The 24,444-nt window shown below is 71.1% G+C and carries 24 protein-coding genes and 1 pseudogene; 6 read left to right on the plus strand and 19 right to left on the minus strand.

The annotated features are described in order from the left end of the window. Nucleotides 1-123 (minus strand): annotated as a pseudogene (locus ACGFJ7_RS41340) (TetR/AcrR family transcriptional regulator); the annotation flags it as partial. A gap of 134 nt (nt 124-257) precedes the next feature. Here ACGFJ7_RS41340 and ACGFJ7_RS41345 point away from each other — a divergent pair. Then, complete coding sequence (locus ACGFJ7_RS41345; RefSeq protein WP_392647661.1) at nt 258-1,562, plus strand: D-arabinono-1,4-lactone oxidase; 1,305 nt, start codon at nt 258-260, stop codon at nt 1,560-1,562. 3 nt (nt 1,563-1,565) lie between these two features. Here the strand turns inward: ACGFJ7_RS41345 and topA are convergent, their stop codons facing one another. The 6 genes from topA to ACGFJ7_RS41375 all read right to left on the minus strand — a co-directional run bounded on the left by topA (nt 1,566) and on the right by ACGFJ7_RS41375 (nt 9,341). Next, entirely contained in the window at nt 1,566-4,349 is a 2,784-nt protein-coding gene (gene topA / locus ACGFJ7_RS41350; protein WP_360260415.1) for a type I DNA topoisomerase, read from the minus strand. A gap of 205 nt (nt 4,350-4,554) precedes the next feature. Then, nucleotides 4,555-5,331, minus strand: a complete 777-nt coding sequence (locus ACGFJ7_RS41355) for a hypothetical protein (protein ID WP_392647504.1) — start codon at nt 5,329-5,331, stop codon at nt 4,555-4,557. A gap of 1 nt (nt 5,332) precedes the next feature. Continuing rightward, nucleotides 5,333-5,866 carry a hypothetical protein gene (locus tag ACGFJ7_RS41360; protein ID WP_360260420.1) on the minus strand — a complete coding sequence of 178 codons (534 nt, stop codon included), beginning with the start codon at nt 5,864-5,866 and terminating at the stop codon, nt 5,333-5,335. Between the two features lie 53 nt (nt 5,867-5,919). Next, entirely contained in the window at nt 5,920-8,262 is a 2,343-nt protein-coding gene (locus ACGFJ7_RS41365) for a sodium-translocating pyrophosphatase (RefSeq protein ID WP_360260422.1), read from the minus strand. A 282-nt stretch (nt 8,263-8,544) separates the two neighbouring features. After that, complete coding sequence (locus tag ACGFJ7_RS41370; RefSeq protein ID WP_360260424.1) at nt 8,545-8,985, minus strand: ATP-binding protein; 441 nt, start codon at nt 8,983-8,985, stop codon at nt 8,545-8,547. Further along, entirely contained in the window at nt 8,982-9,341 is a 360-nt protein-coding gene (locus ACGFJ7_RS41375; RefSeq protein ID WP_360260427.1) for an STAS domain-containing protein, read from the minus strand. The genes ACGFJ7_RS41370 and ACGFJ7_RS41375 overlap by 4 nt, the downstream gene beginning before the upstream one ends. A gap of 133 nt (nt 9,342-9,474) precedes the next feature. Between ACGFJ7_RS41375 and ACGFJ7_RS41380 the strand changes: the two genes are divergently transcribed. Next, a complete protein-coding gene (locus tag ACGFJ7_RS41380) occupies nt 9,475-11,832 on the plus strand; it encodes a DEAD/DEAH box helicase (RefSeq protein WP_392647509.1) in 2,358 nt (785 codons plus the stop codon). A gap of 16 nt (nt 11,833-11,848) precedes the next feature. Here ACGFJ7_RS41380 and ACGFJ7_RS41385 read toward each other — a convergent pair whose 3' ends face one another. The 8 genes from ACGFJ7_RS41385 to ssd form a co-directional block, all read right to left on the minus strand. After that, entirely contained in the window at nt 11,849-12,217 is a 369-nt protein-coding gene (locus tag ACGFJ7_RS41385; RefSeq protein WP_392647512.1) for an Rv3654c family TadE-like protein, read from the minus strand. 41 nt (nt 12,218-12,258) lie between these two features. Then, nucleotides 12,259-12,621, minus strand: a complete 363-nt coding sequence (locus tag ACGFJ7_RS41390; RefSeq protein ID WP_392647517.1) for a TadE family type IV pilus minor pilin — start codon at nt 12,619-12,621, stop codon at nt 12,259-12,261. After that, nucleotides 12,618-12,746, minus strand: a complete 129-nt coding sequence (locus ACGFJ7_RS41395) for a DUF4244 domain-containing protein (protein ID WP_392647662.1) — start codon at nt 12,744-12,746, stop codon at nt 12,618-12,620. Before ACGFJ7_RS41395 ends, ACGFJ7_RS41390 begins: the two co-directional genes overlap by 4 nt. Before the next feature lie 166 nt (nt 12,747-12,912). Next, nucleotides 12,913-13,605, minus strand: coding sequence for a type II secretion system F family protein (locus ACGFJ7_RS41400; protein ID WP_360260437.1), 693 nt, complete (start codon nt 13,603-13,605; stop codon nt 12,913-12,915). Further along, nucleotides 13,602-13,784 (minus strand): hypothetical protein, encoded by a 183-nt coding sequence (locus tag ACGFJ7_RS41405; RefSeq protein WP_360260439.1) that lies wholly within the window; start codon nt 13,782-13,784, stop codon nt 13,602-13,604. The genes ACGFJ7_RS41400 and ACGFJ7_RS41405 overlap by 4 nt, the downstream gene beginning before the upstream one ends. Then, nucleotides 13,781-14,500 (minus strand): hypothetical protein, encoded by a 720-nt coding sequence (locus tag ACGFJ7_RS41410; protein ID WP_392647521.1) that lies wholly within the window; start codon nt 14,498-14,500, stop codon nt 13,781-13,783. Before ACGFJ7_RS41410 ends, ACGFJ7_RS41405 begins: the two co-directional genes overlap by 4 nt. Then, nucleotides 14,497-15,696 carry a TadA family conjugal transfer-associated ATPase gene (locus tag ACGFJ7_RS41415; RefSeq protein ID WP_392647524.1) on the minus strand — a complete coding sequence of 400 codons (1,200 nt, stop codon included), beginning with the start codon at nt 15,694-15,696 and terminating at the stop codon, nt 14,497-14,499. Before ACGFJ7_RS41415 ends, ACGFJ7_RS41410 begins: the two co-directional genes overlap by 4 nt. Next, nucleotides 15,693-16,748: a septum site-determining protein Ssd gene (gene ssd, locus ACGFJ7_RS41420; protein WP_360260446.1), complete on the minus strand. Its 1,056-nt coding sequence runs from the start codon at nt 16,746-16,748 to the stop codon at nt 15,693-15,695. The genes ACGFJ7_RS41415 and ssd overlap by 4 nt, the downstream gene beginning before the upstream one ends. 168 nt (nt 16,749-16,916) lie before the next feature. Between ssd and ACGFJ7_RS41425 the strand changes: the two genes are divergently transcribed. Further along, nucleotides 16,917-17,273, plus strand: a complete 357-nt coding sequence (locus ACGFJ7_RS41425) for an STAS domain-containing protein (protein WP_392647526.1) — start codon at nt 16,917-16,919, stop codon at nt 17,271-17,273. Between the two features lie 321 nt (nt 17,274-17,594). Beyond that, nucleotides 17,595-18,392 (plus strand): HAD family hydrolase, encoded by a 798-nt coding sequence (locus tag ACGFJ7_RS41430; RefSeq protein WP_392647665.1) that lies wholly within the window; start codon nt 17,595-17,597, stop codon nt 18,390-18,392. 173 nt (nt 18,393-18,565) lie between these two features. Here ACGFJ7_RS41430 and ACGFJ7_RS41435 read toward each other — a convergent pair whose 3' ends face one another. The 4 genes from ACGFJ7_RS41435 to ACGFJ7_RS41450 all read right to left on the minus strand — a co-directional run bounded on the left by ACGFJ7_RS41435 (nt 18,566) and on the right by ACGFJ7_RS41450 (nt 21,644). Beyond that, nucleotides 18,566-19,033 (minus strand): nuclear transport factor 2 family protein, encoded by a 468-nt coding sequence (locus tag ACGFJ7_RS41435; RefSeq protein ID WP_360260450.1) that lies wholly within the window; start codon nt 19,031-19,033, stop codon nt 18,566-18,568. A gap of 137 nt (nt 19,034-19,170) precedes the next feature. Continuing rightward, a complete protein-coding gene (locus ACGFJ7_RS41440; protein ID WP_360260453.1) occupies nt 19,171-19,737 on the minus strand; it encodes a TetR/AcrR family transcriptional regulator in 567 nt (188 codons plus the stop codon). A gap of 635 nt (nt 19,738-20,372) precedes the next feature. Beyond that, the gene (locus ACGFJ7_RS41445) at nt 20,373-20,852 is read right to left on the minus strand and encodes a PH domain-containing protein (RefSeq protein ID WP_360260455.1); all 480 of its coding nucleotides are present in this window, start codon (nt 20,850-20,852) and stop codon (nt 20,373-20,375) included. A 60-nt stretch (nt 20,853-20,912) separates the two neighbouring features. Beyond that, a complete protein-coding gene (locus tag ACGFJ7_RS41450) occupies nt 20,913-21,644 on the minus strand; it encodes an oxidoreductase (RefSeq protein ID WP_360260457.1) in 732 nt (243 codons plus the stop codon). Between the two features lie 201 nt (nt 21,645-21,845). Here ACGFJ7_RS41450 and acs point away from each other — a divergent pair, with 201 nt between their 5' ends. Next, nucleotides 21,846-23,837, plus strand: coding sequence for an acetate--CoA ligase (gene acs, locus ACGFJ7_RS41455; protein ID WP_360260460.1), 1,992 nt, complete (start codon nt 21,846-21,848; stop codon nt 23,835-23,837). Nucleotides 23,838-23,901: 64 nt separating this feature from the next. Beyond that, nucleotides 23,902-24,432, plus strand: coding sequence for a hypothetical protein (locus ACGFJ7_RS41460; protein WP_392647531.1), 531 nt, complete (start codon nt 23,902-23,904; stop codon nt 24,430-24,432). Nucleotides 24,433-24,444: the final 12 nt, after the last annotated feature.

Below are 24,444 nucleotides of genomic sequence, written 5' to 3' on the forward strand. Positions count from 1 at the left end.
CTCATAGCCGACCTCGTCGACGAGCTCGGCGCAGGCGTCGAGCATGCGTTGGACCCGGGCCACGCTTCTGCCCTGCACCGGAACCCGGCGCAGGGGCCCGGTGGTGACGGTTGGTGTCGACACGCGTCGCCACTCCCTCTCAGCAGTGATAATCGGAACGTTACTCGGATCAACGAGCGAGAGGCATCGACGGGACGCGCGGGACACGCCGCTTTCCCGGTTTTGTGCGACTGTGCGCTCGTACGGAGGACAAAGCCATCATGACGACCCCCCTGAACGCCCGTCGCTGGATCAACTGGGGCGGCAACCAGCAGGCCATCGCCGCCGACGTCCTGACCCCTGGCACTGTCGACGAGGTGGCCGCCCACGTCAAGGACGCGTCGGGAAACGGACGCAAGGTAAAGGCCGTGGGCAGCGGCCACTCATTTACCGCCATCGCTGTCGCTAATGATCAGCGAATGGTGCTTCATCGCCTGAACGAACTGATCTCGGTCGACGGCGATCTCGTCACCGTGCAGGCCGGTATGCCACTGGCCAAGCTGAACGCCCTGCTGGCCGAGCACGGGCTGGCGATGCCGAACCTCGGCGACATCGACCAGCAGACGGTCGCCGGCGCGATCTCCACGGGCACCCACGGCACCGGCGAGAAGCACTGCACGCTGGCGTCCTGCGTGGAGGCGGTCACGCTGGTCACCGGCTCGGGCGAGGTGCTGACGGCCGGTAAGGACGACGAGATCTTCCCGGCCACCCGGATCGGGCTGGGCGCGCTGGGGGTTCTGGTCGAGGTGACGCTGCGCTGCGTGCCGGCGTTCACGCTGCTGGCCGACGAGCGGCCGATGGCGCTGGCCGACGTGCTGGCCGGACTCGAGGAGTGGATTCCGAGCAACGACCACGTCGAGTTCTACTGGTACCCGTACACGGACCGGGCCCAGCTCAAGCGCAACAACCGGGTGGCCGAGCACGACCGCCCGCTGTCGCCCTTCCGGGGCTGGCTGGACGACGAGTTCCTGTCGAACACGCTGTGGGAGGGTGTCTGCCGGCTCGGCAAGGCCGTCCCGGCGGCCGTGCCGACGATCCAGTCGGTCGCGGCCCGCGCGCTCACCGCCCGCACCTACACGGAGCGTTCGGACCGCGTTTTCTGTACGCCTCGACGGGTGCGTTTCACCGAGATGGAGTACGAGGTTCCGCGCGCCGCCCTGCCCGAGGTGCTGGCCGCGCTGCCGAAGATCATCGACGGGCTGCCGTTCCGGGTGCAGTTCCCGGTCGAGGTGCGCTTCACCGGGCCCGACGACGTCTGGCTGTCGCACGGATACGGCCGCGAGTCGGCGTACATCGCGATCCACCAGTACTCGGGCGTCGACTACGAGCCGTACTTCCGGGCCATGGAAGCCGTCTGCCAGCCTCTGGGCGGGCGCCCGCACTGGGGAAAGCTGCACTACCGGACGGCCGAGGACCTGCGCCCGGTCTACCCGAAGTTCGACGACTTCCTGGCCGTACGGAACCGGCTCGACCCGGCCCGGGTCTTCGCGAACGACTACCTGGACCGGGTGCTCGGAGCCTGAGTCCTACTCGGCGGAGGCGGCGGCCTTTTTCGGCGCCGCCTTCTTGGGAGCGGCCTTCTTGGCGGCGGTGGCCTTCTTGGCCGGCGCCGCCTTTTTCGCGGGCGCCTTCTTGGCCGCCGGCTCGGCCGTCTTGGCCGCAGCCTTCTTGGTGGCCTTCTTCTTCGGGGCCGGGCCCTTGGCGCGCTTCTCGGCGAGCATCTCGGACGCCTGCTCGACGGTCAGCTCCTCGGGCGTCTGGCCCCGGCGCAGCGACGCGTTGTACTCGCCGTCGGTCACGTACGGGCCGAAGCGGCCCTCCTTGATCACCATCGGCTTCTCGGTGACCGGGTCGGGACCCATCTCACGCAGCGGCGGCTTGGCCTCGCGGCGCTGCCGGGTCTTGGGCTGCGCGAGCAGGGCCAGGGCCTCGTCGAGGGTGACCGTGAAGAGCCGGTCCTCGTTCTCCAGCGACCGGTAGTCGGTGTCGCGCTTCACGTACGGTCCGTAGCGGCCGTTCGCCGCCGAGATCTCCTTGCCCTCGGCGTCGACGCCGAGCACGCGCGGCAGGGTCAGCAGCTTGAGCGCCTGCTCGAGGGTGAGCTCGTCCGGCACGTGCGACTTGAACAGCGAGGACTTGCGGTCACCGCTCTGCACGTACGGACCGAATCGCCCGGATTTGAGCTGGACGCTCTCCCCCGTCACCGGGTCGTCGCCCAGGGACCGCTCGCCGCCACCGCCCAGGTAGAGCTCGTCGATCTTCTCGGGGGTCAGCTCGTCGGGCGCGATGCCCTCGGGCAGCGAGGCGCGGTCGCCCTGCGTCTCCTCGTCGGCGCCGGGCAGGCGGCGCTCCAGGTACGGTCCGTAGCGGCCGACCCGGACCACGACGTGGCGTCCCTGCTCGTCGGTGAAGAGCGGGATCGAGTTGACCGAGCGGGCGTCGATCGCGCTCAGGTTCTCGGTGACCATCTTCTTCAGGCCGCCGGCCTTGGCGATCGAGTCGTCCGCGCCGGGCGTCTGGCTGCCGAAGTAGAAAGAGGTCAGGAAGTCGAGCGCGGCGTGGTCGCCACCGGCGATGTCGTCGAGCTGGCTCTCCATCGAGGCCGTGAAGTTGTAGTCGACCAGGCGCGGGTAGTGGCCCTCGAGCAGGCCGATCACCGCGAAGGCCAGGAACGTCGGGATCATCGCCTGGCCGCGCTTCTCGACGTACCCGCGGTCCTGGATCGTCCGCATGATCGACTCGTAGGTCGACGGTCGGCCGATGCCCAGTTCCTCCAGCGCCTTGACCAGCGACGCCTCGGTGTAGCGGGCGGGCGGCGAGGTGTGGTGGCCGACCGCGGCCAGCTCCTCGGCGCTCAGCGGCTGGTCCTTGACCAGGGTCGGCAGGCGGCGCTCGGCGTCCTCGGCCTCGGCGTTCTCGTCGTCCGAGGACTCCACGTACGCCCGCAGGAAGCCCGGGTCGGTGATCGTCTTGCCGGAGGCGGCGAAGTCGACCTCCTCGTTCGCGGTGGAGATCGCGCGGATCCGCACACTCACCGAGTTACCGACGGCGTCGGTCATCTGGGAGGCGATGGTGCGGCGCCAGATCAGCTCGTACAGCTTGAACTCGTCGGTGGAGAGCTCGTTGGCGACCTCGCCCGGCGTCCGGAAGTTGTCGCCGGCGGGGCGGATGGCCTCGTGCGCCTCCTGCGCGTTCTTCACCTTGCCGGTGTAGCGGCGCGGCTGCGGCGGCACGTTCGACGGGCCGTACAGCTCGGCGATCTGCCGGCGGGCCGCGGTGAGCGCGGTCTCCGACAGGTTGACCGAGTCGGTACGCATATAGGTGATGTACCCGTTCTCGTACAGCTTCTGCGCCGTGCGCATCGTCTGCGAGGCGGAGAACCGCAGCTTGCGCGCGGCCTCCTGCTGAAGCGTCGAGGTGATGAAGGGCGCGTACGGGCGGCGGCGGTACGGCTTCTCCTCCACCCGGGTCACGGTGAACGGCCGGTTGTCGAGGCGGGCGGCCAGGCCGCGGGCGCCGTTCTCGTCGAGGTGAACCACGCCGGCGCCGGGCTTGACCTGGCCCGTGGTGGGCTCGAAGTCCTTGCCGGTGGCGATCCGGTCGCCGTCGAGCGCGATCAAAGTGGCGTTGAAGTTGCGGGGGCCCTCGATCTGGCCCTGCACGGCCAGGGTGGCCAGGATGTCCCAGTACTCGGCGGAGCGGAACGCCATGCGCTGACGCTCCCGCTCGACCACGATGCGGGTGGCCACCGATTGGACACGCCCGGCGGACAAGCCGGGCATGACCTTCTTCCAGAGGACGGGGCTGACCTCGTAGCCGTAGAGGCGGTCGAGGATGCGGCGGGCCTCCTGCGCGTCGACCAGGTCGCGGTCGATCTCGCGCGGGTTGGCCACGGCGGCCTGGATGGCCGGCTTGGTGATCTCGTGGAAGACCATCCGCTTGACCGGGACCCGCGGCTTGATCGTCTCGACCAGGTGCCAGGCGATGGCCTCGCCCTCGCGGTCCTCATCGGTGGCGAGGAAGATCTCGTCCACTTCCTTCGCCAGCTTCTGCAGCTTGGCGATCTGGGCCTTGCGGTCCTGGGAGACGACGTACAGCGCGTGGAAGCCGTTGTCGACGTCGACGCCGAGGCGGGCCCACGACTCGCCCTTGTACTTGGCGGGCACGTCGGCTGCCTTGCGGGGCAGGTCACGGACATGGCCGAAGGAGGCCTCGACGAAATAGTCGGGGCCTAGATAACCGGCGATCGTCTTGGCCTTCGACGGAGACTCGACGATGACCAGACGGGTCGTCCTGGCGTCACTCGGCACGGCACTCCCACACTTCGAACTTGTCGTTCCTCAGCGTTCCGCCATCAGGACCGGCGGAGCACAGACTTTCAACGTAACGCGCCGGACGAGCACCCATTCCCTCCGCACCCTGAAGTCGGATGGTAACGGTCCGGCCACCGCACGCGTCCGACGGCGACACCGTACACCGGGAACATGCCGTCGTGTCGGACACAATCCAGGAAGATCACGCACCCGCGCCCCGAGGCCAGAGGTCTTCCGGCGCGGCCGGGGGTCGCTCACCGACCAGCTCGGCCAGCCGGGCGACCCGCTTCCTACCCTTGATCAGATACTGACGGCCGTCGTCCGACAGCCGGCCCGTGAGACCGGCTCGGACCAGCGCCGCGTCGATCTCCGTGACGTCCTTCTCCGGGTCCAGACCCAGCGCATATCCCCCCGGAAGGGGTTCACCCGCGGCGGCGACCCAGAGCCGCAGCCGCGGGCCGCTGAGGAAGAGTTCGGCGGCGGCCTCCGGCCAGGCCTTGGCAAGACCGTTCAACCTTCGGGAGTACGCCGTGAGCACCTCGAAACGGGGTCTCGGCTCGGGCGGCTCATCCACTTCCGTGATTTGCGCCTCGGTCGGCTCGTCGTCGCCCGTTTCCTGAGGCGTCGTCCCCGGCTCGCCGGAATTGTCGGTTTCGCTGGCCTCGACCGGCCGCCAGTTGACCACCAGGCCCCGGCTGACCAGCTCGGCGACCAGCACGTGCACCCGCCAGGCGGCGTCCACGACCACCGAGACCCGGGCCGTGCCGCCCATCCGGCCCAGCCGGCCCGGCCCGGCGAGCAGCCCGGCCAGGTCACCGGGCGACGGCTCGGTCGTCTCGGCCCCGAAGATCGGAAGCTGCCGGCCCGCCTCCGCAGCCGGCCCGGGCGGACGCTGCGGCGGCTGTTGCCGGCGCTTGGCAGCCGGGACCGGCGCGGGCAGAACCTCGCGCGGGATCAGCGGCCACCCCGTCTCGGTCATCTCACCGGCACTCGGGCACTTCGTCGAAGGCGGCCTGCAGCTCCTGCGAGTTGAGCTTGCTCGTGTCGAGGCCGCTCGCCTGGTAGTCGCTCTGCAACTGGGAGACGACCTGGGTCACCTGCTGATAGAAGGTCTCGGCGGGGGCCGTCGGCAGGCCCTGGATGCCGCCCTTGGCCTTCGCGTAGGCGTCCCGCATCGCGGACAGGGAGCCGAGGAAGCCATCGGCGATCTTCTGACCGTCGTCCACGTCGGGCACTCCCGCTTTCTGCACTCCGGCGCGGGCACGCTCGCTCGCGTCCTCGGCGCCGGCGAACAGCCGCGACAGGTTCTCCTTCGCCTGATTCGGCGTGGTGGCGGTCTCCATCTGCTGCTGGGTACGGGTGGCCAGCGAGCCGATCTCGCTGCGCCACGGCTCGAGCGTGGTGCAGACGGAGGTCGCCCAGGCGCGGGCGCTGTGCGCGCCGGAACAGGCGACGAGAGAGGGGGTCACGAGCGCGAGCAGAGCCAGCAGTACGAGGGGTCGGGCCGAGCGCATGGGAAGCAGCGTACGGGGCACCCCGCTTACATCGAGTGCCCCGTACGCCTTTGTTATGCCGTGACCTTCGCGGTCGGCGTGGTGTCGCCGGCCGCGGGGGTCGGGGTGTCGTCGCCCATCGAGATGGGCTTGCGCTTGCTCCAGACGACCGCGGCGACCACGATCGCCGCCGCGACGATCGCGATGGCGATCCGCAGCGGGTTGTTCTGGTCGCTGCCGATGCTCCACGCCACGACCGCCGGGGCGATCAGCAGCGAGACCAGGTTCATCACCTTGAGCAGCGGGTTGATGGCCGGGCCGGCGGTGTCCTTGAACGGGTCACCGACCGTGTCGCCGATGACCGTCGCCGCGTGCGCCTCGGAGCCCTTGCCGCCGAAGTTGCCGTCCTCGACCAGCTTCTTGGCGTTGTCCCAGGCGCCACCGGAGTTGGCCAGGAACACCGCCATCAGCGTGCCCGCGCCGATCGCGCCGGCCAGGTAGGCCGCGAGCGCGCCGGCGCCGAGGCCGAAGCCGACGGCGATCGGCGCCATGATCGCCAGTACGCCGGGGGCGAGCAGCTCGCGCTGCGCGTCCCGGGTGCAGATGTCGACGACCCGGCCGTACTCGGGCCGCTGGGTGCGGTCCATGATGCCCGGGAACTCGCGGAACTGGCGGCGGACCTCCATCACCACAGCGCCCGCGGAACGGGACACGGCGTTGATGGCCAGGCCGGAGAAGAGGAACACGACGGCCGCGCCGACCAGCAGGCCGACGATGCTGCGCGGGTTCGCGATGTTCAGCAGGCCGAGGATCTCGTTGCCGACCTGGTCCGGGCGGATGCCCGCGTCGGCCAGCGAGGTGGCCAGGCTGTTGGTGTACGAGCCGAACAGCGCCGTGGCGGCGAGCACGGCCGTGGCGATCGCGATGCCCTTGGTGATCGCCTTGGTGGTGTTGCCGACCGCGTCGAGCTCGGTGAGGATCTGCGCGCCCTTCTCGTCGACGTCACCGGACATCTCGGCGATGCCCTGCGCGTTGTCCGAGATCGGGCCGAAGGTGTCCATCGCGACGATGACGCCGACCGTGGTGAGCAGGCCGATACCGGCCAGCGCGACGGCGAACAGCGACAGGGTCAGCGACGCGCCGCCGAGCAGGAAGGCGCCATAGACGCCGGCGCCGATCAGCAGCGCCGAGTACACGGCGGACTCCAGGCCGACGCTGATGCCGGCGAGCACGACGGTGGCCGCGCCCGTCTGCGACGACTTGCCGATGTCCTGCACCGGCCGCCGGTTGGTCTCGGTGAAGTAGCCGGTCAGCGCCTGGATGGCGGCGGCCAGCACGATACCGATGACGACCGCGCCGATGGCCACCCACCGCGGGTCACGCCCGCTGGCGAGGACGCCCGCCTCGATGCCGTCGTCGCCGAAGCCCGCGAACGTGCTGGGCAGGTAGATGAAGGTGACGACAGCGACGGCGATCGCCGAGATCACCGCGGAGATGTAGAAGGCCCGGTTGATCGCGGTGAGACCGTTGCGGTCGCTCGGGCGCAGGCGGGTGATGAAGACACCGATGATCGCGATCACCACGCCGATCGTCGAGACGATCAGCGGGAAGATCAGACCGTCCTGGCCGAACGCGGCCTGGCCGAGGATCAGCGCGGCGACCAGCGTCACCGCGTACGACTCGAACAGGTCGGCGGCCATGCCGGCGCAGTCACCGACGTTGTCGCCCACGTTGTCGGCGATGGTCGCGGCGTTGCGCGGGTCATCCTCGGGGATGCCCTGTTCGACCTTGCCGACCAGGTCGGCGCCGACGTCGGCGGCCTTGGTGAAGATGCCGCCGCCGACCCGCATGAACATGGCGAGCAGCGCGGCGCCGAAGCCGAAGCCCTCGAGGACGGTCGGGGCGTCACTACGGAAGATGAGCACCACCAGCGCGCCACCGAACAAGCCGAGGCCCACGGTGAGGAAGCCGACCACGCCACCGGTGCGGAACGCGATGCCCATCGCGGTCTCCCGGCCACCGTTCTCACCGGCGGCCGCGGCCACTCGCAGGTTGGCCCGGGTGGCCAGCGCCATGCCGGCGCCACCGATGAACGAGCTGAAGACGGCACCGACGATGAAGAACAGCGAGCGGCCGATCTTGACCCAGACCTCGTTGTCGGTGTCGTGCACCGGCAGGAGGAAGAGCAGGACGACCGCGATCACCACGAAGATGGCTAGGGTCTTGAACTGACGGAACAGGTACGCCGACGCGCCTTCCTGCACGGCCCCGGCGATCTCCTGCATGTTCTTGGTTCCCCGGCCGGCCTTGAGCACCGACTGGACGAACATGGCGGCGAAGCCGAGCGCGATGAGCGCGAATACCAGCGCCACGATGACAAACGTGACGTTGGAACCACTTAACGAGGTCCCGGACATCAATGTCCTCCTGTACACCGACCGCGCCCGGGTCGGCGGACGAGACCGTCCGGGCGCATCCCCGTTCAAGGGGAACGACAACCGGGTCCCGCGGGGCGCGGGACCAGGAGCAGTAGTTGATAACTCGCGTACTGTATCGGCCGACGTGGTGATGGTCACACCCGGATCCGGCCGTGTCGTGGTGATGTTTCCCGCTGTGTTAGCGGGCGAGAAATAGGGTATAGAAGCTGATTTATCTCTGTCGGCTTCGCTTCCCTCTTCGGAGGCTTCGTCCGATTTGTCCTAGCGGCGCTGCACCGGCCACACCATGCGGACCTCGGTGCCCGTCCCGTCCGCGACCGGGCTGACCTTCAGATCGTCGACGAAGCCGGCCAGCAGCGCGAAACCGACGCCGGTGGTCAGGTCCTCGTCGGTCAGCGTCTCCGCGGCCAGCTCGTCCGGCGGAAGCTTGGTCAAACCGATGCTGGCCTCGATCGGCGCGTGGTCGATGACCCGGACCGTGTACGCGTCCGAATCAGACATCTCGACCGTCACGAGATCGGGCAGGCCGTACTGGTTGTGCAGGGCGACGGCCCGCGTGCAGGCCTCACCGATGGCCAGCCGGACCTCGTCCAGCAACTCCTCGGCGACACCGGCCCGGCGGGCCACGGCGACGCCGACCAGCCGAGCCGTACGGACGTGCACGGGCGCGGGCGAGAAGGACAGCCGAACAGTCGCCATCACGAAGTCGGACCGCTGCCGTCGCCGTCCTGGGTCGCCGCCTCGATCGTGGGATAGATCGGGAACACCTGGTCGAGCGCCGTGATCCGGAAGATCTTCAGCAGCGCTTCCTTCGAACAGACCAGGCCGAACTTTCCGTTCGCCACCCGCAGCCGCTTCATCGCGCCGACGAGCACGCCGAGACCGGTCGAGTCGAGGAACTCGACCCCGCCGAGATCGACGATGACGTTGCGGGCACCGGAATCGACCAGCTCCACGAGGCGCTCCCGCAGCCTCGGAGCCGTGTAGACGTCGACCTCGCCACCGACCTCGAGCACCGTGTGCTCGTCGACGGTCCGGGTCGCAAGGGACAGCTCCATCGCTCCTCCTCCCTGCGGGGCACGCTGATCCGGCAGCCGATCTCCCCAGCGAATCTAACCACCGCCCGGATTCAGGCGTCGCATGGCACCCACCGTCGTACCCGTTTGAGGTTCGCGGCATTCCGGTGTCACAGTGCTGTGCGTGACGTCGACCGCCTTCGGCCCCGCCGAGCTGCTGCACCTGCTGAAGGCCCGCAACTCGTCGGCCCGGCCATCGCCGATCACACACATCGAGAACCTGCCCGCGCGCACGGGGCGGACAGCGCCGTGGCCCGAGTGGGCCGCGGCCGACCTAGTCTCGGCCCTGACCGCACACGGCATCAAGTCGCCGTGGGAACACCAGGCCGCCGCGGCGACGATGGCCCACTCCGGAACCCATGTGGTGATCGCCACCGGAACGGGGTCGGGCAAGTCATTGGCGTATCAACTGCCGGCGCTCACCCGCCTGCTGGACGATCCGCGGGCGACGGCTCTGTATCTGTCGCCGACCAAAGCCCTGGCCGCGGATCAGCTGCGCGCGGTCGCCCGGCTGGGTCTGTCCGGCGTACGCCCGGCCACATACGACGGTGACACCTCGCGCGAGGAAAGGGAGTGGATCCGCCAGCACTCGCGGCTGATCCTCACGAATCCGGACATGGTGCATCATGCGATGCTTCCGGGGCACGCGCGCTGGGCGTCCTTCTTCCGCCGCTTGACGTACGTGGTGATCGACGAGTGCCACGCCTACCGCGGCGTCTTCGGCTCCCACGTCTCCCACGTGATCCGCCGCCTGCGCCGAACGGCGGCCCGGTACGGCGGCACTCCCACGTTCGTACTGGCCTCGGCGACCTCGGGCGATCCGGCCGACGCCGCCGCCCGCCTCACGGGCGTGCCGGTGACCGCCGTGACCGAGGACGCCTCCCCGCGCGGCGCGATGACCTTCGCGCTGTGGGAGCCGCCGCCGCAGCCCGCACCCGTCGATGACGACTTTCCGGTGGACGAGGTGGAGCTGCCGCAGGTACGCCGGTCGGCGCTGCGGGAGACGGCCGACCTGCTCACCGACGCGGTCGCGGCCGGCACCCGGACCCTGGCCTTCATCCGCTCGCGGCGCGGCGCCGAGGTGGTCGCGACGATCGCGCGGCGGCAGCTCGACGAAGCGGTGCCCGGCCTGGGCGACCGGGTGGCCGCCTACCGTGCCGGCTACCTGCGCGAGGACCGCCGTCAGATCGAACGGGCGCTGCTCTCCGGCGAGTTGCTGGCCCTGGCCTCGACCAACGCGCTGGAGCTCGGCGTCGACCTGGTCGGCCTCGACGCGGTGCTGATCTGCGGCTACCCCGGCACGCGGGCGTCGCTGTGGCAGCAGGCGGGCCGCGCCGGCCGCGCGGGCGGCGAGGCGCTGGCGGTGCTGATCGCCCGCGACGACCCGCTGGACACGTACCTGGTGCACCACCCGTCGGCGCTCTTCGGCCGCCCGGTCGAGGCGACGGTTCTCGACCCCACCAACCCGTACGTCCTGGGCCCTCAACTCTGCTGCGCCGCCTCGGAGGCCCCGCTGACCGAGCCTGACCTGGCCCTGTTCGGCGGCGAGCCGGCCCGCGCGGCGGTGGAGGGCCTGACCGCGTCGGGGGCGCTGCGCCGCCGCCCGTCCGGCTGGTACTGGACCCACCCCGGCCGCCCCGACGTCGACCTGCGCGGCGCCGGTGGCGCCCCAGTCTCGGTGGTGGAGGCGTCCACCGGCCGCCTGCTCGGCACGGTCGACCAGGGCTCGTCGCACATGATGCTGCACACCGGCGCGGTCTACCTGCACCAGGGCGTCAGCTTCGTGGTCGACGACCTCGACCTGGACGACGCGATCGCCCTGGTCCACCAGGAGGAACCGGACTGGTCGACGCACGCCCGGGACGTGACGGACGTGTCGGTGCTGGGCGTCCGTTCCCGCGTGGACGCCGGCCCGGTCAGCCTCTTCCTCGGCGAGGTGGAGGTGACCAGCCAGGTGGTCTCCTACCAGCGCCGCCGCATCGGCTCCGGCGAGGTGATCGACACCAAGCCACTCGACCTGCCGGTCCGCGACCTGCGCACGGTGGCCGTCTGGTTCACCATCACGCCCGACGCGCTGACCGGGGCCGGCGTCGAGCCCGCGGACTTCCCCGGCGCCCTGCACGCGGCCGAACACGCCGCGATCGGCCTCCTCCCCCTGATAGCCACCTGCGACCGCTGGGACATCGGCGGCCTCTCCACCGCCAACCACGCCGACACAGAGGCGCCCACGGTCTTCGTCTACGACGGCCACCCGGGCGGCGCCGGCTTCGCCGAACGGGCCTACGCCACCGCCACCGACTGGCTCAGCGCCACCCGAGAGGCCATCGCCGCCTGTACCTGCGAAACCGGCTGCCCCTCGTGCGTCCAGTCCCCCAAGTGCGGCAACGGCAACAACCCCCTCCACAAGACCGCCGCCGTCCAGGTTCTCGACGCCGTACTCACCGCTCTGATCGGCACCGCCGCCCCCGCCTGAGACGCCGCCCCGCCGGTCAGGGCGGCAACGCCTGGACGGGTCCGGCCCGGGCCGCGACGGTGGCCGGCCGCACGACGCCGGCCAGCGGACCCACGTCGGCCGTCACCCGGACCACGATCTCGAGCCCGCTGACCACGCAGGACGTCAGCCGTGCGCCGTTGGCCGTGACGAACCGGTCCGCCCGCGCACAGGCCACCCCCTCTCCGTAGATCGCCTCCGCCGCGCCGGCCAGCGCTCCGAGATCGGCCGCCACCCGCGCCCGCTGCTTCCCCACCAGGGCCGATCCCACGGCGGCCCCGGCCAGCCCAGCTGCGACGAGGCAGAGCCCCACCGCCGACACCAGGATCGACGCGGCCCCACGATCACGCTCCCGCACGAAGCCCATCCACCAAGCACGCCCCGCGGCCGGCTGTCCTCGCCCCGGGCTCATCTGGTGGCCCCCACGGTGGCCGGTTCTCGGGCGGCGACGGCGGAAGCCTCGACCGTGATCACCGTCGGGCCTCGGCCCAGTAGGCGGACCGGTGCGGTCACGTGGGCTCTGACCACCTCGGCGTCGCCGCTGATCTGGACGGCCGCGCCCGGCGGGTCCGCCGTCGCGGTGGGTGGCGGTTCGCCGCGGGCCGAGGCCAGGGCCGCGTCCCGGGCCAGGGCCAGGCACTGGGCCTGGGCGGTCACCGCCTTGACGGCTGTGAGCCCGGCCGTCAACAACAGCATGAGCGCCGGCAGCCCGGCCGCCAGCTCGGCCGTGAACGCTCCCCGATCGCGGCCGGGCCGCCGGCGCCGTCTCACTTCAGGGCCCGGTCGATGACCGCGCCGAGCGCCGCCTGCACGTTGCCGCTGGTGAGCACCTTGAACAGGATTCCGGCGAACGCGACGGCGGCGAGCGTGCCGACGGCGTACTCGGCGGTGCTCATCCCGGCGTCCGCGGCCTCGCCCCGCAGCCGGGCGACGTTCGCGATCAGTTTGCGCACGTGGTTCTCCTTCGGTTGTGTTTCCCGCCGGCCGCCGGGAAGGCGACCGGCCATCGATCACCGCGCCGGGCCACCACACATGGCCGGCCACGGAGCCAGAGCGGGGACGTCACAGCACGTCCTTCAGGACCGCGGTCATCACCGGGACGAGGCCGGCCAGGAAGAACGCCGGCAGGAAGCACAGGCCGAGCGGCAGCACGATCAGAACCGCGGCCCGCTGCGCCCTCGCCTCCACGGCGGCCGCCAGGTCGGCTCGCAGATCGTCGGAGAGCCGGGCCAGCGCGCCGGCCAGCGCTCCCCCACTGGCGCTGGAGCGGACAGCGGCCGCCACAAGACGTTCGGCCCCGGTTACGCCGGCCAGGTGCTCCCAGGCCTCCTCGGGTGGCGCGCCCAGGCGCAGCGACCGCGCCGTCCGTCTCAGCCGGGCCCCGAGCGGGCCGTCGAGCGCGTCCGCCACCGCGTCCACCGCCTGGCCGACCGGGGCGCCCGCCCGCAACGCCGCCGCCAGCAGGTCGGCTCCGAGCGGCAGATCGGCCGCGGCGGCGAGCCGTTCCGCCCGGACGGGGGCCGGTTCCCGCCGCCGGAGCAGCCGCTCGGCACCCACTCCGGCGACCGCTGCGAACGGCAGGCCCCACCAGGTGCCGACGAATCCCGCGACGGCGAGCCCGATGCCCACGGCCAGCGTGATCCGGCCCCAGGCCGCCGGCAGCGGCCGCCGGGCGGGCTGCCGGGTTCGCCGCCGGGACAGGCCGGCCGGCACCACCAGGACCGCCACGGCGGCGGCGATCAGCAAGAGGGTCATGACACCACCGCCGCCGGCGTGAGGAGATCGGCATCGATCTCCGACCGCGTCTCGCACAGGTCGGCTACCGCGTCGGGCGCCTCACGGCCGACCAGGGCGGCCACGCAGCACATCCGGGAAGGCATCCGCACCGGGCCGGTCGCGCGCAGGAACGCCGCCAACTCGCAGGAGGCCGTCATCGCCCGGTCAGCCTTTCCGCCCAGAGAAGCCCGGCGCATTGCAGGGCCACCGCCACGACGGCGCAGGTGCCGCCGAGCGGTGTGTGAAGCAGGACGTAAAGCGGGTCGGCGCCGATCAGTACGCCCAGCGCGAGACCGCCGAATGGAAGGGCCGCCAGCAGCGTCGCCGTCGCCTGGGCCCCGGCCGCCTGCGCCGTCGCGGAGGCGGCGGTCCGGTCGGCCGTCCGCCCGTCGGCCTCGATCCGCTCGACGAGGTCGGCCACCGGAGCGCCCGTCTGCTCGGCCAGCCGCCACACCGCGGCCGCAAGCCGCGTCAGCCGTTCCGCACCCCCGCCCACTTCCACGGACGGCAGGCCGGCGCTCAGGTCCGCTGGAGGCAGGCCGGCGCGTAGGTCGGCTGCGAGGGCGGCCAGCGCGTCCAGGGCGGCCGCCCGGGCGGCCGAGGCGCGGCGCCGTGCCGAGTGCCGGGTCAGGGCTCGGCCGGCGAACCCGCCGTAGGCGGCTGAGACGGTCGCGGCGACCGGGCCGCCCGCGAGCAGGGCGACCGCAGACATGACGCCCACCGCGTACATCAGGGCCGGTCGCGGGCGGGCCGCGACCGAAGCACGCAGCCGCGGCCACCAAGCGCCCGCGGAGAGTGTCGGCAGGCGCGACCCGCCGCGCCCGGCCACCGCCAGGGCGCCGGCCGTCACCAGGACGGTTGCCCACCAGTTCATGACTGCCCCTGGGGAGGGGACAGGACCGCCGGGACCCGTACGCCCCGCGACGCCAGCAGGTGGGACAGGGCGGCCGCACCCGGGCCGGGGCCGCGCAGACGCCGCCAGGCCGGCACCACCGTGGCCAGGCGGTGTTCGCCGGTGGGCAGCAGGACGCTCACCGACTCGAGCACGCGGCCCTGGTCGCCGCGCCGGACCTGGAGCACCACCTGGAGGGCCGCCACCACCTGGGCGTGCAGGGCCGCGCGGGGCAGGCCGCCCAGGAGCCCGAGCGCCTCGAGCCGGGCCGGTACGTCGGCGGGCGCGTTCGCGTGCAGGGTGCCCGCGCCGCCGTCGTGGCCGGTGTTGAGCGCGCCGAGCAGGTCGACGACCTCGGCGCCCCGGCACTCGCCCACCACGAGCCGGTCGGGCCGCATGCGCAGCGCCTGGCGGACCAGGTCGGTGAGCCCGATCGCGCCGGCGCCCTCCACGTTGGACGTGCGGGCCTGCAGGGCCACCACGTGCGGGTGCACCGGGCGCAGCTCGGCCGCGTCCTCGACCAGGACGATCCGCTCGGTCGGCGGCACCAGGCCGAGCAGGGTGGCCAGCAGGGTCGTCTTGCCGCTGCCGGTGCCGCCGGTGACCAGGTAGGCCAGGCGGGCCGCCACGATCGCCGTCAGCACCGGGGCGATCGTCGGCGGAACCGTGCCCTGCTCGACCAGCTCGTCGATGGTGAACGGCCGCTGCCGGAAGGTGCGCAGGGACAGGTACGGCCCGCCGGTGGCGACCGGGGGCAGCACCGCGTGCAGCCGGGTGCCGTCGGGCAGGCGCGCGTCGGCGAACGGCTGCCCGTCGTCGAGGCGGCGCCCGCACGCGGCCGCGAGCCGCTGCGCGAGCCGGCGTACCTCGTCGTGATCACCGAGCGGGATCGGCGCCCGGGACAGGCCGCCGCCGCGGTCGACCCAGACCTCGATGCCGTTGACCAGGATGTCGGTCACCGCCGGGTCGTCGAGCAGCGGGGCCAGCGGGCCGGCGCCGACGAGCTGGTCGCGCACCCGGTCGGCGAGCCGCAGCACCGCCGTGTCACCCAGGACCGCCGTTCCCGGCTCTCGCCGCACCGCCCGCACCACGGCCGCCGGGGTGGCCTCCACGCCCTCCATCGCGAACCGGTGGCGCACCCGGCCGGCCAGTTCGGGCGCGGAGCCGTACGCCGTCATGCCGCCTCCAGAAGCTCGCCGACCAGCCGGCGGCAGAGCACGGCGAGCTCACCCCGGCCGGTCTCGCCGGGCGCTATGCCGCGCTCCAGGGCCTGGCACATCGCCGGCTCGGGCCGCAGCGTCCCGGCCAGCGGAAGCCTCAGCGACCGGGCCACGTCGCGGGGTTTGAGCCGCCCCGGCGCCGGGCCGCGGACCACGACGGACAGCTCGTCACGGTGGCTCAGCACCATCTGCGCGACCCGGGTCGCCGCGGCCACCGCCCGCACCTCGGCCGGGACGATCAGCAGTGCCCGGTCGGCGCTCTCGAGCGCGAGCACCCCGGCGTCGTCGAGCCGGCGGGGCAGGTCGGCCACGATCACGTCGCGGGCCCGGCGGGCGGCGTCGATGGTCGCCGCCATCGCCGGGGCGGGCACGGCCGGCGACTCGTGCCGGGCGAACGACAGCAACACCAGGTCGCCCTGATGCGGCAGGGCGCCCAGCAGCGCCGGCGGATCGACCTGTCCCTCCGTCTCGGTGAGTGAGGACCAGCGCAGACCGTCCCGGTCCTCCCAGCCGAGCAGCAGGTCGAGGCCGCCACCGAGCGGGTCACCGTCGATCAGCAGCGTGCGGTGGCCGGCGCCGGCCGCGGTGACCGCGAGCCCGCTGGAGAGGATGCTGGCGCCGGCGCCGCCGCGTCCGCCGATCACGGCCAGGACCCGGCCGACCGGCTGATCGCGCTGCTCGGCGAAGCGGTCGACCACCCAGGCCTCGGCGGTCGGCAGCTCGACGATGTGCTCGGCGCCGGACTGTTGGGCGATCTTGTCGAGCGGGCCCGGCAGCCGGCCGCGGTGGACGACGGCGACGCGGGAGCGGCGCGGTAATCGGGCCCGGCCACACGCTTGGAGCTGGTCGGCTCCGAGCATGACCAGCGGGGCGCGGCCATACCTCGACCGGGCGGCCACGGGGTCGGGCGCCACGTCGACCTGGGTGCCTCCGGCGGCGGCGAGCCGGAGCAGATCATCGAGCAGATCGGGGTCGGAGGTGACGACAAGGGGCAGGCGAGGTGCGGACATGGCGCCCACCGTGGCCAAGCCCGGCACGGCCCGGCAACAGGGGCTGTGGACAACTCGAGCGCCTGTGGATATCGACCGCACGCGGTGTGGATCTGCTACGGACGGACAACCACGAAGGGCGGGCGGGGCGCGGGTTGGGTATGTTGGTCCGGACACGGAGGGGTTGGCATGGAAAGCTCGTTCCGGCGCACACTCGCCGACGACGGCGGGGCCACGATCATCGTCGCGGGCGAGGTCGACTTCTCGAACGCCGATGAGCTGGCGGATTGTGTGCGCGCGGCGGTCGCCGAGTGGTCACCCTCGGTCGTACGGGTCGATCTGGGCGCGGCGAGCTTCATCGACTCGAGCGGCCTCGGCGCCCTGATCGAGGGCTACCGCACGGCCGGCGAGGTCGGGGCGGCATTCCTCGTGGTCAATCCGTCGCCGTCGTTCCGGCGCGTTCTCGACGTCACCGGCCTGTGCGAGTTCTTCGGCCTGAGTTTCGACAATGAGACGGCGAGCCGAACCCAGGCCACTGGCGCATAGGGAACGGCGCATAGGGAACGACCCCCGTCGGGGGAGACGGGGGCCGTCCGAGGATTCGGCTCCGGGGGGGTCGAGCCGAATCGCTCGGTGATTACGGGGGGCGTAATCACCGAGGGCCTGAGTAGAAGAGCGCGACCCTGGCAACGTGAATCCCGATCGCAACAGCACAAGCATGCCTCACGGAAGCATCGCAGTCGAGTACCGATTGTGTCCGAGTGGGATAACCCTGCCTGTCTGACCGTTTTCACAGCGCGTCACCATCGGGGCATCGACGCGCCGAGGGCCGCGAACCACGGCCCGGTACGGCTACACTTGCCGCCCGTGGGCCTCAGTGCCGCGTTTTTCGACCTCGACAAGACCGTCATCGCCAAGTCCAGCGCGCTGGCCTTCGGACGGCCTTTCTACCGTGATGGCCTGATCAGCCGCCGTGACGTCGTCAAATCCGCTTACGCACAGCTCATGTTCCGGCTGGGCGGCGGCTCCGACGAGCAGACCATGGGCCGCACGCGGGACTACCTCGCGGCGCTGTCCAAGGGCTGGCGCGTCGAGCAGTTGCAGCAGATCGTCGCGGAAACGCTCGAGGAGCTCATCAACCCTTACGTCTACGCCGAGGCCGCGACGCTGATCGCCGAGCATCAGGCGGCCGGGCGCGACGTCGTGCTGGTCTCCGCCTCGGGCGACGAGATGGTCCGCCCGATCGGGGCGCTGCTCGGCATCACCGACGTCATCGCGACGCGGATGAGCATCGTCGACGGCCGTTACAGCGGCGAGGTCGAGTTCTACGCCGCCGGCCCGAGCAAGGTCGTCGGCATCCGCGAGCTGGCCGCCGAGCGCGGTTACGACCTGGCCGAGTGTTATGCCTATTCCGATTCGGTCACCGACCTGCCGATGCTCGAGGCGGTCGGCCATCCCAGCGCCGTCAATCCCGATCGCGCCCTGCGTCGCGCGGCCGTCGAGAACGCCTGGCCGATCCTCGAATTCCGGCATCCCATCCCGCTGAGCCGGCGCCTGCGCGATCGGCCGGCGGTTCCGGTCGCCGCCGCTCTCAGCGTCGGCGTCGGCGTCGGTATCGGCATCGCGATCTACGCACGCCATCGGCGCACCAAAGCCTTGGCCTGATTCTGTACGGAGTCGCGCGGCCCCCACTCGTCGAATCCACCGTCGGGCCGGCGACCCGATACGACAGGGGCCGCTTGTCGCGGCTCGTTCTCCGCGCCCGGCCGCCGGGCTGTCCCGGCTCGGCCGAGACGGCCGCCGGGCTGTCCCGGCTCGGCCGAGGATGGTTGGCGCCGTTACAGTCCGAGTTCGCTCAGGCCGGGGTGGTCGGCCGGGCGGGGGCCGGAGTTGTCCCAGAAGAACTTGCGCTCGGACTCCTCGATCGCGACGTCGTTGATGCTCGCGTGACGGTGGGTCATGAGCCCTTCCTCATCGAAGCGCCAGTTCTCGTTGCCGTAGGCGCGGAACCACTGGCCCTCGGCGTTGTGGTACTCGTACGCGAAGCGCACGGCGATGACATCGCCGGTGTAGGCCCAGACTTCCTTGATGAGCCGGTAGTCGAGTTCACGTTCCCACTTGCCGGCGAGGAAGTCGACGATGGCGGCGCGGCCCTGCACGAAGGTCGAGCGGTTACGCCACCAGCTGTCCTCGCTGTAGGCGAGGGAGATGCGCTCGGGGTCGCGGGTGTTCCAAGCGTCCTCGGCGGCGCGCGCCTTGATGGCGGCGGTGGCGGCGGTGAACGGCGGCAGGGGCGGACGCGACATGGTGTCACACCTTTCAGAGTGGAGCTGTACCGATCGGTACTGGCTGTACTGAAAAGTACAGACGCGGAGCAGGGGTGTCAACAGGCAGCGCCGTGACCTGCCTTAGGGGTGTCTCAGGACACGTCGTGGACGAGGATTCAGGGCAGGGCGTCGCGCAAGCGGCGCTCTACGCGAGCCACGGTCCCGACCACCACGGCATCGTCGTCGAGAGCACGCGCCAGGATCAGCCCGCCCTGAATCGTCGCGACCGCGTCCATCGCCAGATCGGCCGCGTCCTGCTCCGCGATCCCGCCGCGGCCCAGCGCCTGAGCCAGCAGCCCGACCCAGTCGGAGAAGTAGATCCGAACCGCCTCGGCGTAGGTCTCCCGCTCCCCACCCAGAGCCATCACGGCAAACAAGCACACCCGCTGGCGGGAGAGGAAGTACTCCTCCACCGTCCGCGCCATCTTCACCACGGCGCTGTCCGCGTCTTCGGAGGCGCGCAGCGGCTCGAACACCTGCTCCTCGAACCACGCCTGCACCTCGGCGAGCACCGCCCGCCCCATGTCCGTCTTCCCCTCAGGGAAGAAGTGGTAGAGGCTGCCACGCCCCATGCCGGTCTCTTGCTGGATGACCGACAGCGAAGCGCCCTCGAACCCCCTGCGCCGGAAGACACCGGCGAGGGCCAGAACGGCATCCGAACGATCGAGAAGAGTCCGCGGCATTACAGCCCCCGCCCAGTGAGATCGAAGAGATCAGACGGCCCACGATCCGCGAGGCCGCAGCAGAGAGCGCCTCGAAACTCGTCGAAGCGCAGTGTACCGAATGGTACAGAGTCAAGCGGAGGCCGTCAAGAAGATTCGCCATCCCCGAGACGTACCGCGGGACTCATCAACCACATCGGGCACAAGGTCAATGACCAGCGCGAATGCCTTCGGTCTGAGTAATTTGCCGCAGCCACTTGGAGGGCCCGAAACCCTGGCGATCAAGCCGCGACGGGCGTAGAAAGAACTGGCGAGGCGAGAAGCGGAAGGTCCGGGATTCCCGGAAGGTCCGTAATTCGGATCTCGTGCACGGCCACCGGGAACCCACGCGCGATCAGCCACGGCAGGCACGTTGCGGCGGGACCTGGGCCACCGGGCTCCCACAGCGGACCCGCGGGGCTCTGGACCGTCGACAACGACCCAGGTGCACGCTTGATAACCCGGTCCGGACGCGCAAAGCCGGCGCCCCATGCGGGACGCCGGCTCTATTTTTCGGGGTTTTCTTCGAGAGTGAGAACCGAACCGGCCGGTCGTCGGCGAGGAGAAAGAGTTGCACCCAGCCGGTGCGACGAAGCGGGGCTCTTCGAGAACGCGTACTAAATGGGGTTTCTTGCCTCTAGATGCCTGTTGCGCAGTTCGTGATAAACGGCCTTGAAGAGCTTCGGGCGGGAGTGGAAGTCGACGCCCTGTGCCCAGAGTTCGGTGTTGACCGTGGAGCCGTCGGCGCGCTCGATGAGGACCGTCAGGCCGCTCTCGATCTCCCACGGGCCGAGCTTGTGCGTGGCCTTGTGCAGGCGCACGTGGGCGACGTCGTCCCAGCTCATCGTGTGTGATCGCAGCAGGCCGCGAATGCGCAGGCCGGCCGGGCCGATGTAGGCGCCCATCTGGAGGATGCGGTAGGCGCCGAGCACCCAGACGGCGGCCAGGACCCCGGCGAGCACGCGGATGCCGTGGCCGCTGAGATCGAATTGGCGGACCGTGGTCCAGCCCAGCAACGCTAATGCAGCAATCTCCCAGCCGATTACCAGCCAACGTCCCGTGCCCGGCGTATAGGGGCGCTCCCAGGTCGTCTCCACGCGAGCGAGTATTCCAGCGGAATTGTCATGATCCGGCGGTGTGTGAAAAAGACTGACCGATCAGACGGAGGCGAGAACCCCATCGCCGATGCTGGTGATCTCATCGGCCGCCTCCGTGACAGCTGCGGCGTAATGGCGCAGCCATGATCGGACGCCGTCCGGTGTCCCGGTCGCGTAGGCGCCGGCCGAACCGACGTACTCCGGCTCGCGACGGTGATGGCCGATCTCGACGGCGACCAGGCCCCGGGGGTCGAAGCCGCGGTTGATCAGCGTGAGATGGGCGGCGGCGCGGGCCACGACGCCGGCCGGCCCGGCGAACGGCCGCAGCGTGATCAGCTCGGCGTGGACGATCGCGGCCAGCAGCAGCGGCGGGGTCCGGTCGTTGCCGGCCACCAGGCGGGAAAGCGCGTCGACGCGGTCGGCGGCGCCGGTGAGGCGGCCGAGATCGGCGGCCGGAACCACCCCGCGCCCGGCCAGGACGTGCAGCTTGGCCAGGACCTGACGGGGCGCCCGGGGCCAGAGGTCGACGAGCCCGCCGAGGCTCTCGGCGACGCGCAGGGCGCCCTGGACCACCGGATCGGTGACCGTGCCGCCGCGGACGTCGTCGAGGTCGTGGACGTTGCCCTCGAGGGCGGCGCTGGCCACGGCACCACGCAGACTGGCCTCGGCCGCCACCTGACCGCCGTGCCGGCGCAGCGCGCGGTGCCGCATGGCGGCGTCGACGCGATCGCGCGCCTCGGTGAGGGCGGGGGCGACGTCGGCAAGCTCGAGCAGCGGGGCGAGTGGATCCACGCCGGTAAGAGTATCGAAACTTGGGCTGCACAAATTGGCGCGGAACTGGCAAGATTCGCGCAGGACCGATCAAGGGCCGGTCATCCAGCGCGCCCATGATGCCACCCGGCGCGCTGGGTGACGCAACCCTCGCCGGTCACATCAGGCCTGACTAATGTGCAACGAAGAAGCCCCGGTCAGCAGTGAAGAGGAGCCGCCCTCATGAGCGAGACATTGGCGAACCTGTCATCGGAGACGCGGCAGTTCCCGCCGCCGGAGCAGGTGGCCGCCGACGCCAACGTCAAGGCCGACGCGTACGAGGAGGCCGCCGCCGACCGGCTCGGCTTCTGGGCCACGCAGGCCGACCGCCTCACCTGGGCGAAGAAGTGGGACCAGGTCCTCGACTGGTCCAACCCGCCGTTCGCCAAGTGGTTCGTGGGCGGCGAGCTGAACATCGCCTACAACTGCGTCGACCGGCACGTCGAGGCCGGTAACGGCGACAAGGTGGCGATCCACTGGGAGGGCGAGCCCGGCGACACCCGCACGATCACCTACAGCGACCTGCTCAAGCTGGTCAGCCAGGCCGCGAACACGCTGACCGGCCTCGGTGTCGGCGCCGGCGACCGGGTTGCGATCTACCTGCCGATGATCCCCGAGGCCGCGGTGGCGATGCTGGCCTGCGCGCGCATCGGCGCGACGCACAGCGTGGTCTTCGGCGGCTTCTCGGTCGACGCGCTCTCCACCCGCATCAAGGACGCCGACGCCAAGCTCGTGATCACGGCCGACGGCGGATACCGGCGCGGCAAGCCGTCGGCGCTCAAGCCGACCGTCGACGAGGCCGTCGCTCAGTGCCCCAGCATCGAGAACGTGCTCGTCGTGCGCCGCACCGGCCAGGAAGTCGCCTGGACCGACAAGGACAAGTGGTGGCACGAGACCGTCGAGCAGGCCGGCACCGAGCACGAGGCGCAGGCGTTCGACTCCGAGCACCCGCTCTTCATCCTCTACACGTCGGGCACGACCGGTAAGCCGAAGGGCATCCTGCACACCACCGGCGGATACCTGACCCAGACGTCGTGGACGCACCACGCGGTCTTCGACCTCAAGCCGGAGACCGACGTCTACTGGTGCACGGCCGACATCGGCTGGGTCACCGGCCACTCGTACATCGTCTACGGCCCGCTCTCCAACGGCGCCACCCAGGTCATGTACGAGGGCACGCCGGACACCCCGGGCCGCGACCGGTTCTGGCAGATCGTCGACAAGTACAAGGTGTCGATCCTCTACACCGCGCCCACGCTCATCCGCACGATGATGAAGTGGGGCGACGACATCCCGGCCGGCTACGACCTGTCGTCGCTGCGCATCCTGGGCAGCGTCGGTGAGCCGATCAACCCCGAGGCCTGGATGTGGTACCGCAAGAACATCGGCCACGACCGGACCCCGGTCGTCGACACCTGGTGGCAGACCGAGACCGGCGGCGTCATGATCTCGCCGCTGCCCGGCGTGACGGCGACGAAGCCCGGCTCGGCGATGACCGCGCTGCCCGGCATCACGGCCGACGTCGTCGACGACCAGGCCCAGTCGGTGCCGAACGGTGGCGGCGGTTTCCTGGTGCTGCGCGACCCGTGGCCGTCGATGCTGCGCACGATCTGGGGCGACGACAAGCGGTTCATCGACACGTACTGGTCGCGTTTCGGCGCCGGGTCCGGCTCGGGCTCCTCCGACGAGTGGATCTACTTCGCCGGTGACGGGGCCAAGAAGGACGACGACGGCGCGATCTGGCTGCTGGGCCGGGTCGACGACGTCATGCTGATCTCGGGACACAACATCTCCACCACCGAGGTCGAGTCGGCCCTGGTGTCGCACCCGTCGGTCGCCGAGGCGGCGGTGGTCGGCGCGACCGACCCGACGACCGGCCAGGCGATCGTGGCGTTCGTGATCCCGCGGGGCAATGTGGACACCGACGGCGACGCGGGCGAGAAGCTCAACGTCGACCTGCGCAACCACGTGGCCAAGACGCTCGGCCCGATCGCCAAGCCGCGCCAGATCATGCTCGTGCCCGAGCTGCCCAAGACCCGCTCCGGCAAGATCATGCGCCGCCTGCTGAAGGACGTGGCCGAGCACCGTTCGCTGGGCGACGTCACCACGCTGCAGGACTCCGCGGTGATGGACCTGATCTCGTCGGGCATGAAGAGCACCAAGTCGGAGGACTGACTTTCCGCTACGCTGTGGCGCCGCGGCCCTTCTCGGGCCGCGGCGCTTCGGTCACGGGGGTTCCATGGTCAAGGTCCTTGGGGGTACGGCGGTAGCGCTGTCCCTCGGCATAGTGGTGCTCAGCGGGTGTTCGAAAGACTCCACGCCGCCCGTCTCCGCGGCGCCGCCCGCTGCTCCCCTCACAACCACGGCCACCGCCACGAGCAGCGCGCCCGCCACCGTCACGATGGCACCCACCACCTCGGCGCCTGCTCCCGTCCCGTCTCTGGCCACTACCGTCGCCGTCCAGCCGACTGCGGCCGCGACGAAGGCACCGACCCGGACCGCGGCCCCCAGCCGCCCGGCCGGCGTGCATGTGCCCAACGTCGGCGGCTTCCAGCCGGGCTGGGTGAACGGCACGGTCACGGCCGCCTCCGGCTCCTGCGTGACGGTCAAGGACGACGCGGGCACCACCTGGAGCCTCTACACGGTCAGTACTGTCCCGGTCACCAAGGGCAGCCCGATCCGGGCCCGCGTCAACCCCGGGCCGACGAAAGTCAACTGCGGCAAAGGCCAGCCCGGCACGCTCGTACGGGCCATGGTCGCGACCGGCTGACGCGAGCGCCTA

The organism is Actinoplanes sp. NPDC048988 (assembly GCF_043197815.1).
In the GTDB taxonomy this organism is placed as follows: domain Bacteria; phylum Actinomycetota; class Actinomycetes; order Mycobacteriales; family Micromonosporaceae; genus Actinoplanes.

What these genes read in the sequence shown, in the direction of transcription:
- ACGFJ7_RS41405 (WP_360260439.1), bottom strand. Translation starts at nt 13,784, where the DNA reads ATGACGGCCTCCTGCGAGTTGGCGGCGTTCCTGCGCGCGACCGGCCCG.
- ACGFJ7_RS41365 (WP_360260422.1), bottom strand. Translation starts at nt 8,262, where the DNA reads ATGTCCGGGACCTCGTTAAGTGGTTCCAACGTCACGTTTGTCATCGTG.
- ACGFJ7_RS41415 (WP_392647524.1), bottom strand. Translation starts at nt 15,696, where the DNA reads ATGACGGCGTACGGCTCCGCGCCCGAACTGGCCGGCCGGGTGCGCCAC.
- ACGFJ7_RS41440 (WP_360260453.1), bottom strand. Translation starts at nt 19,737, where the DNA reads ATGCCGCGGACTCTTCTCGATCGTTCGGATGCCGTTCTGGCCCTCGCC.
- ACGFJ7_RS41360 (WP_360260420.1), bottom strand. Translation starts at nt 5,866, where the DNA reads ATGCGCTCGGCCCGACCCCTCGTACTGCTGGCTCTGCTCGCGCTCGTG.
- ACGFJ7_RS41355 (WP_392647504.1), bottom strand. Translation starts at nt 5,331, where the DNA reads ATGACCGAGACGGGGTGGCCGCTGATCCCGCGCGAGGTTCTGCCCGCG.
- ACGFJ7_RS41400 (WP_360260437.1), bottom strand. Translation starts at nt 13,605, where the DNA reads ATGACCCTCTTGCTGATCGCCGCCGCCGTGGCGGTCCTGGTGGTGCCG.
- ACGFJ7_RS41435 (WP_360260450.1), bottom strand. Translation starts at nt 19,033, where the DNA reads ATGTCGCGTCCGCCCCTGCCGCCGTTCACCGCCGCCACCGCCGCCATC.
- ACGFJ7_RS41375 (WP_360260427.1), bottom strand. Translation starts at nt 9,341, where the DNA reads ATGGAGCTGTCCCTTGCGACCCGGACCGTCGACGAGCACACGGTGCTC.
- ACGFJ7_RS41410 (WP_392647521.1), bottom strand. Translation starts at nt 14,500, where the DNA reads ATGAACTGGTGGGCAACCGTCCTGGTGACGGCCGGCGCCCTGGCGGTG.
- ACGFJ7_RS41385 (WP_392647512.1), bottom strand. Translation starts at nt 12,217, where the DNA reads ATGGGCTTCGTGCGGGAGCGTGATCGTGGGGCCGCGTCGATCCTGGTG.
- ACGFJ7_RS41425 (WP_392647526.1), top strand. Translation starts at nt 16,917, where the DNA reads ATGGAAAGCTCGTTCCGGCGCACACTCGCCGACGACGGCGGGGCCACG.
- ACGFJ7_RS41460 (WP_392647531.1), top strand. Translation starts at nt 23,902, where the DNA reads ATGGTCAAGGTCCTTGGGGGTACGGCGGTAGCGCTGTCCCTCGGCATA.
- ssd (WP_360260446.1), bottom strand. Translation starts at nt 16,748, where the DNA reads ATGTCCGCACCTCGCCTGCCCCTTGTCGTCACCTCCGACCCCGATCTG.
- acs (WP_360260460.1), top strand. Translation starts at nt 21,846, where the DNA reads ATGAGCGAGACATTGGCGAACCTGTCATCGGAGACGCGGCAGTTCCCG.
- ACGFJ7_RS41395 (WP_392647662.1), bottom strand. Translation starts at nt 12,746, where the DNA reads ATGAGCACCGCCGAGTACGCCGTCGGCACGCTCGCCGCCGTCGCGTTC.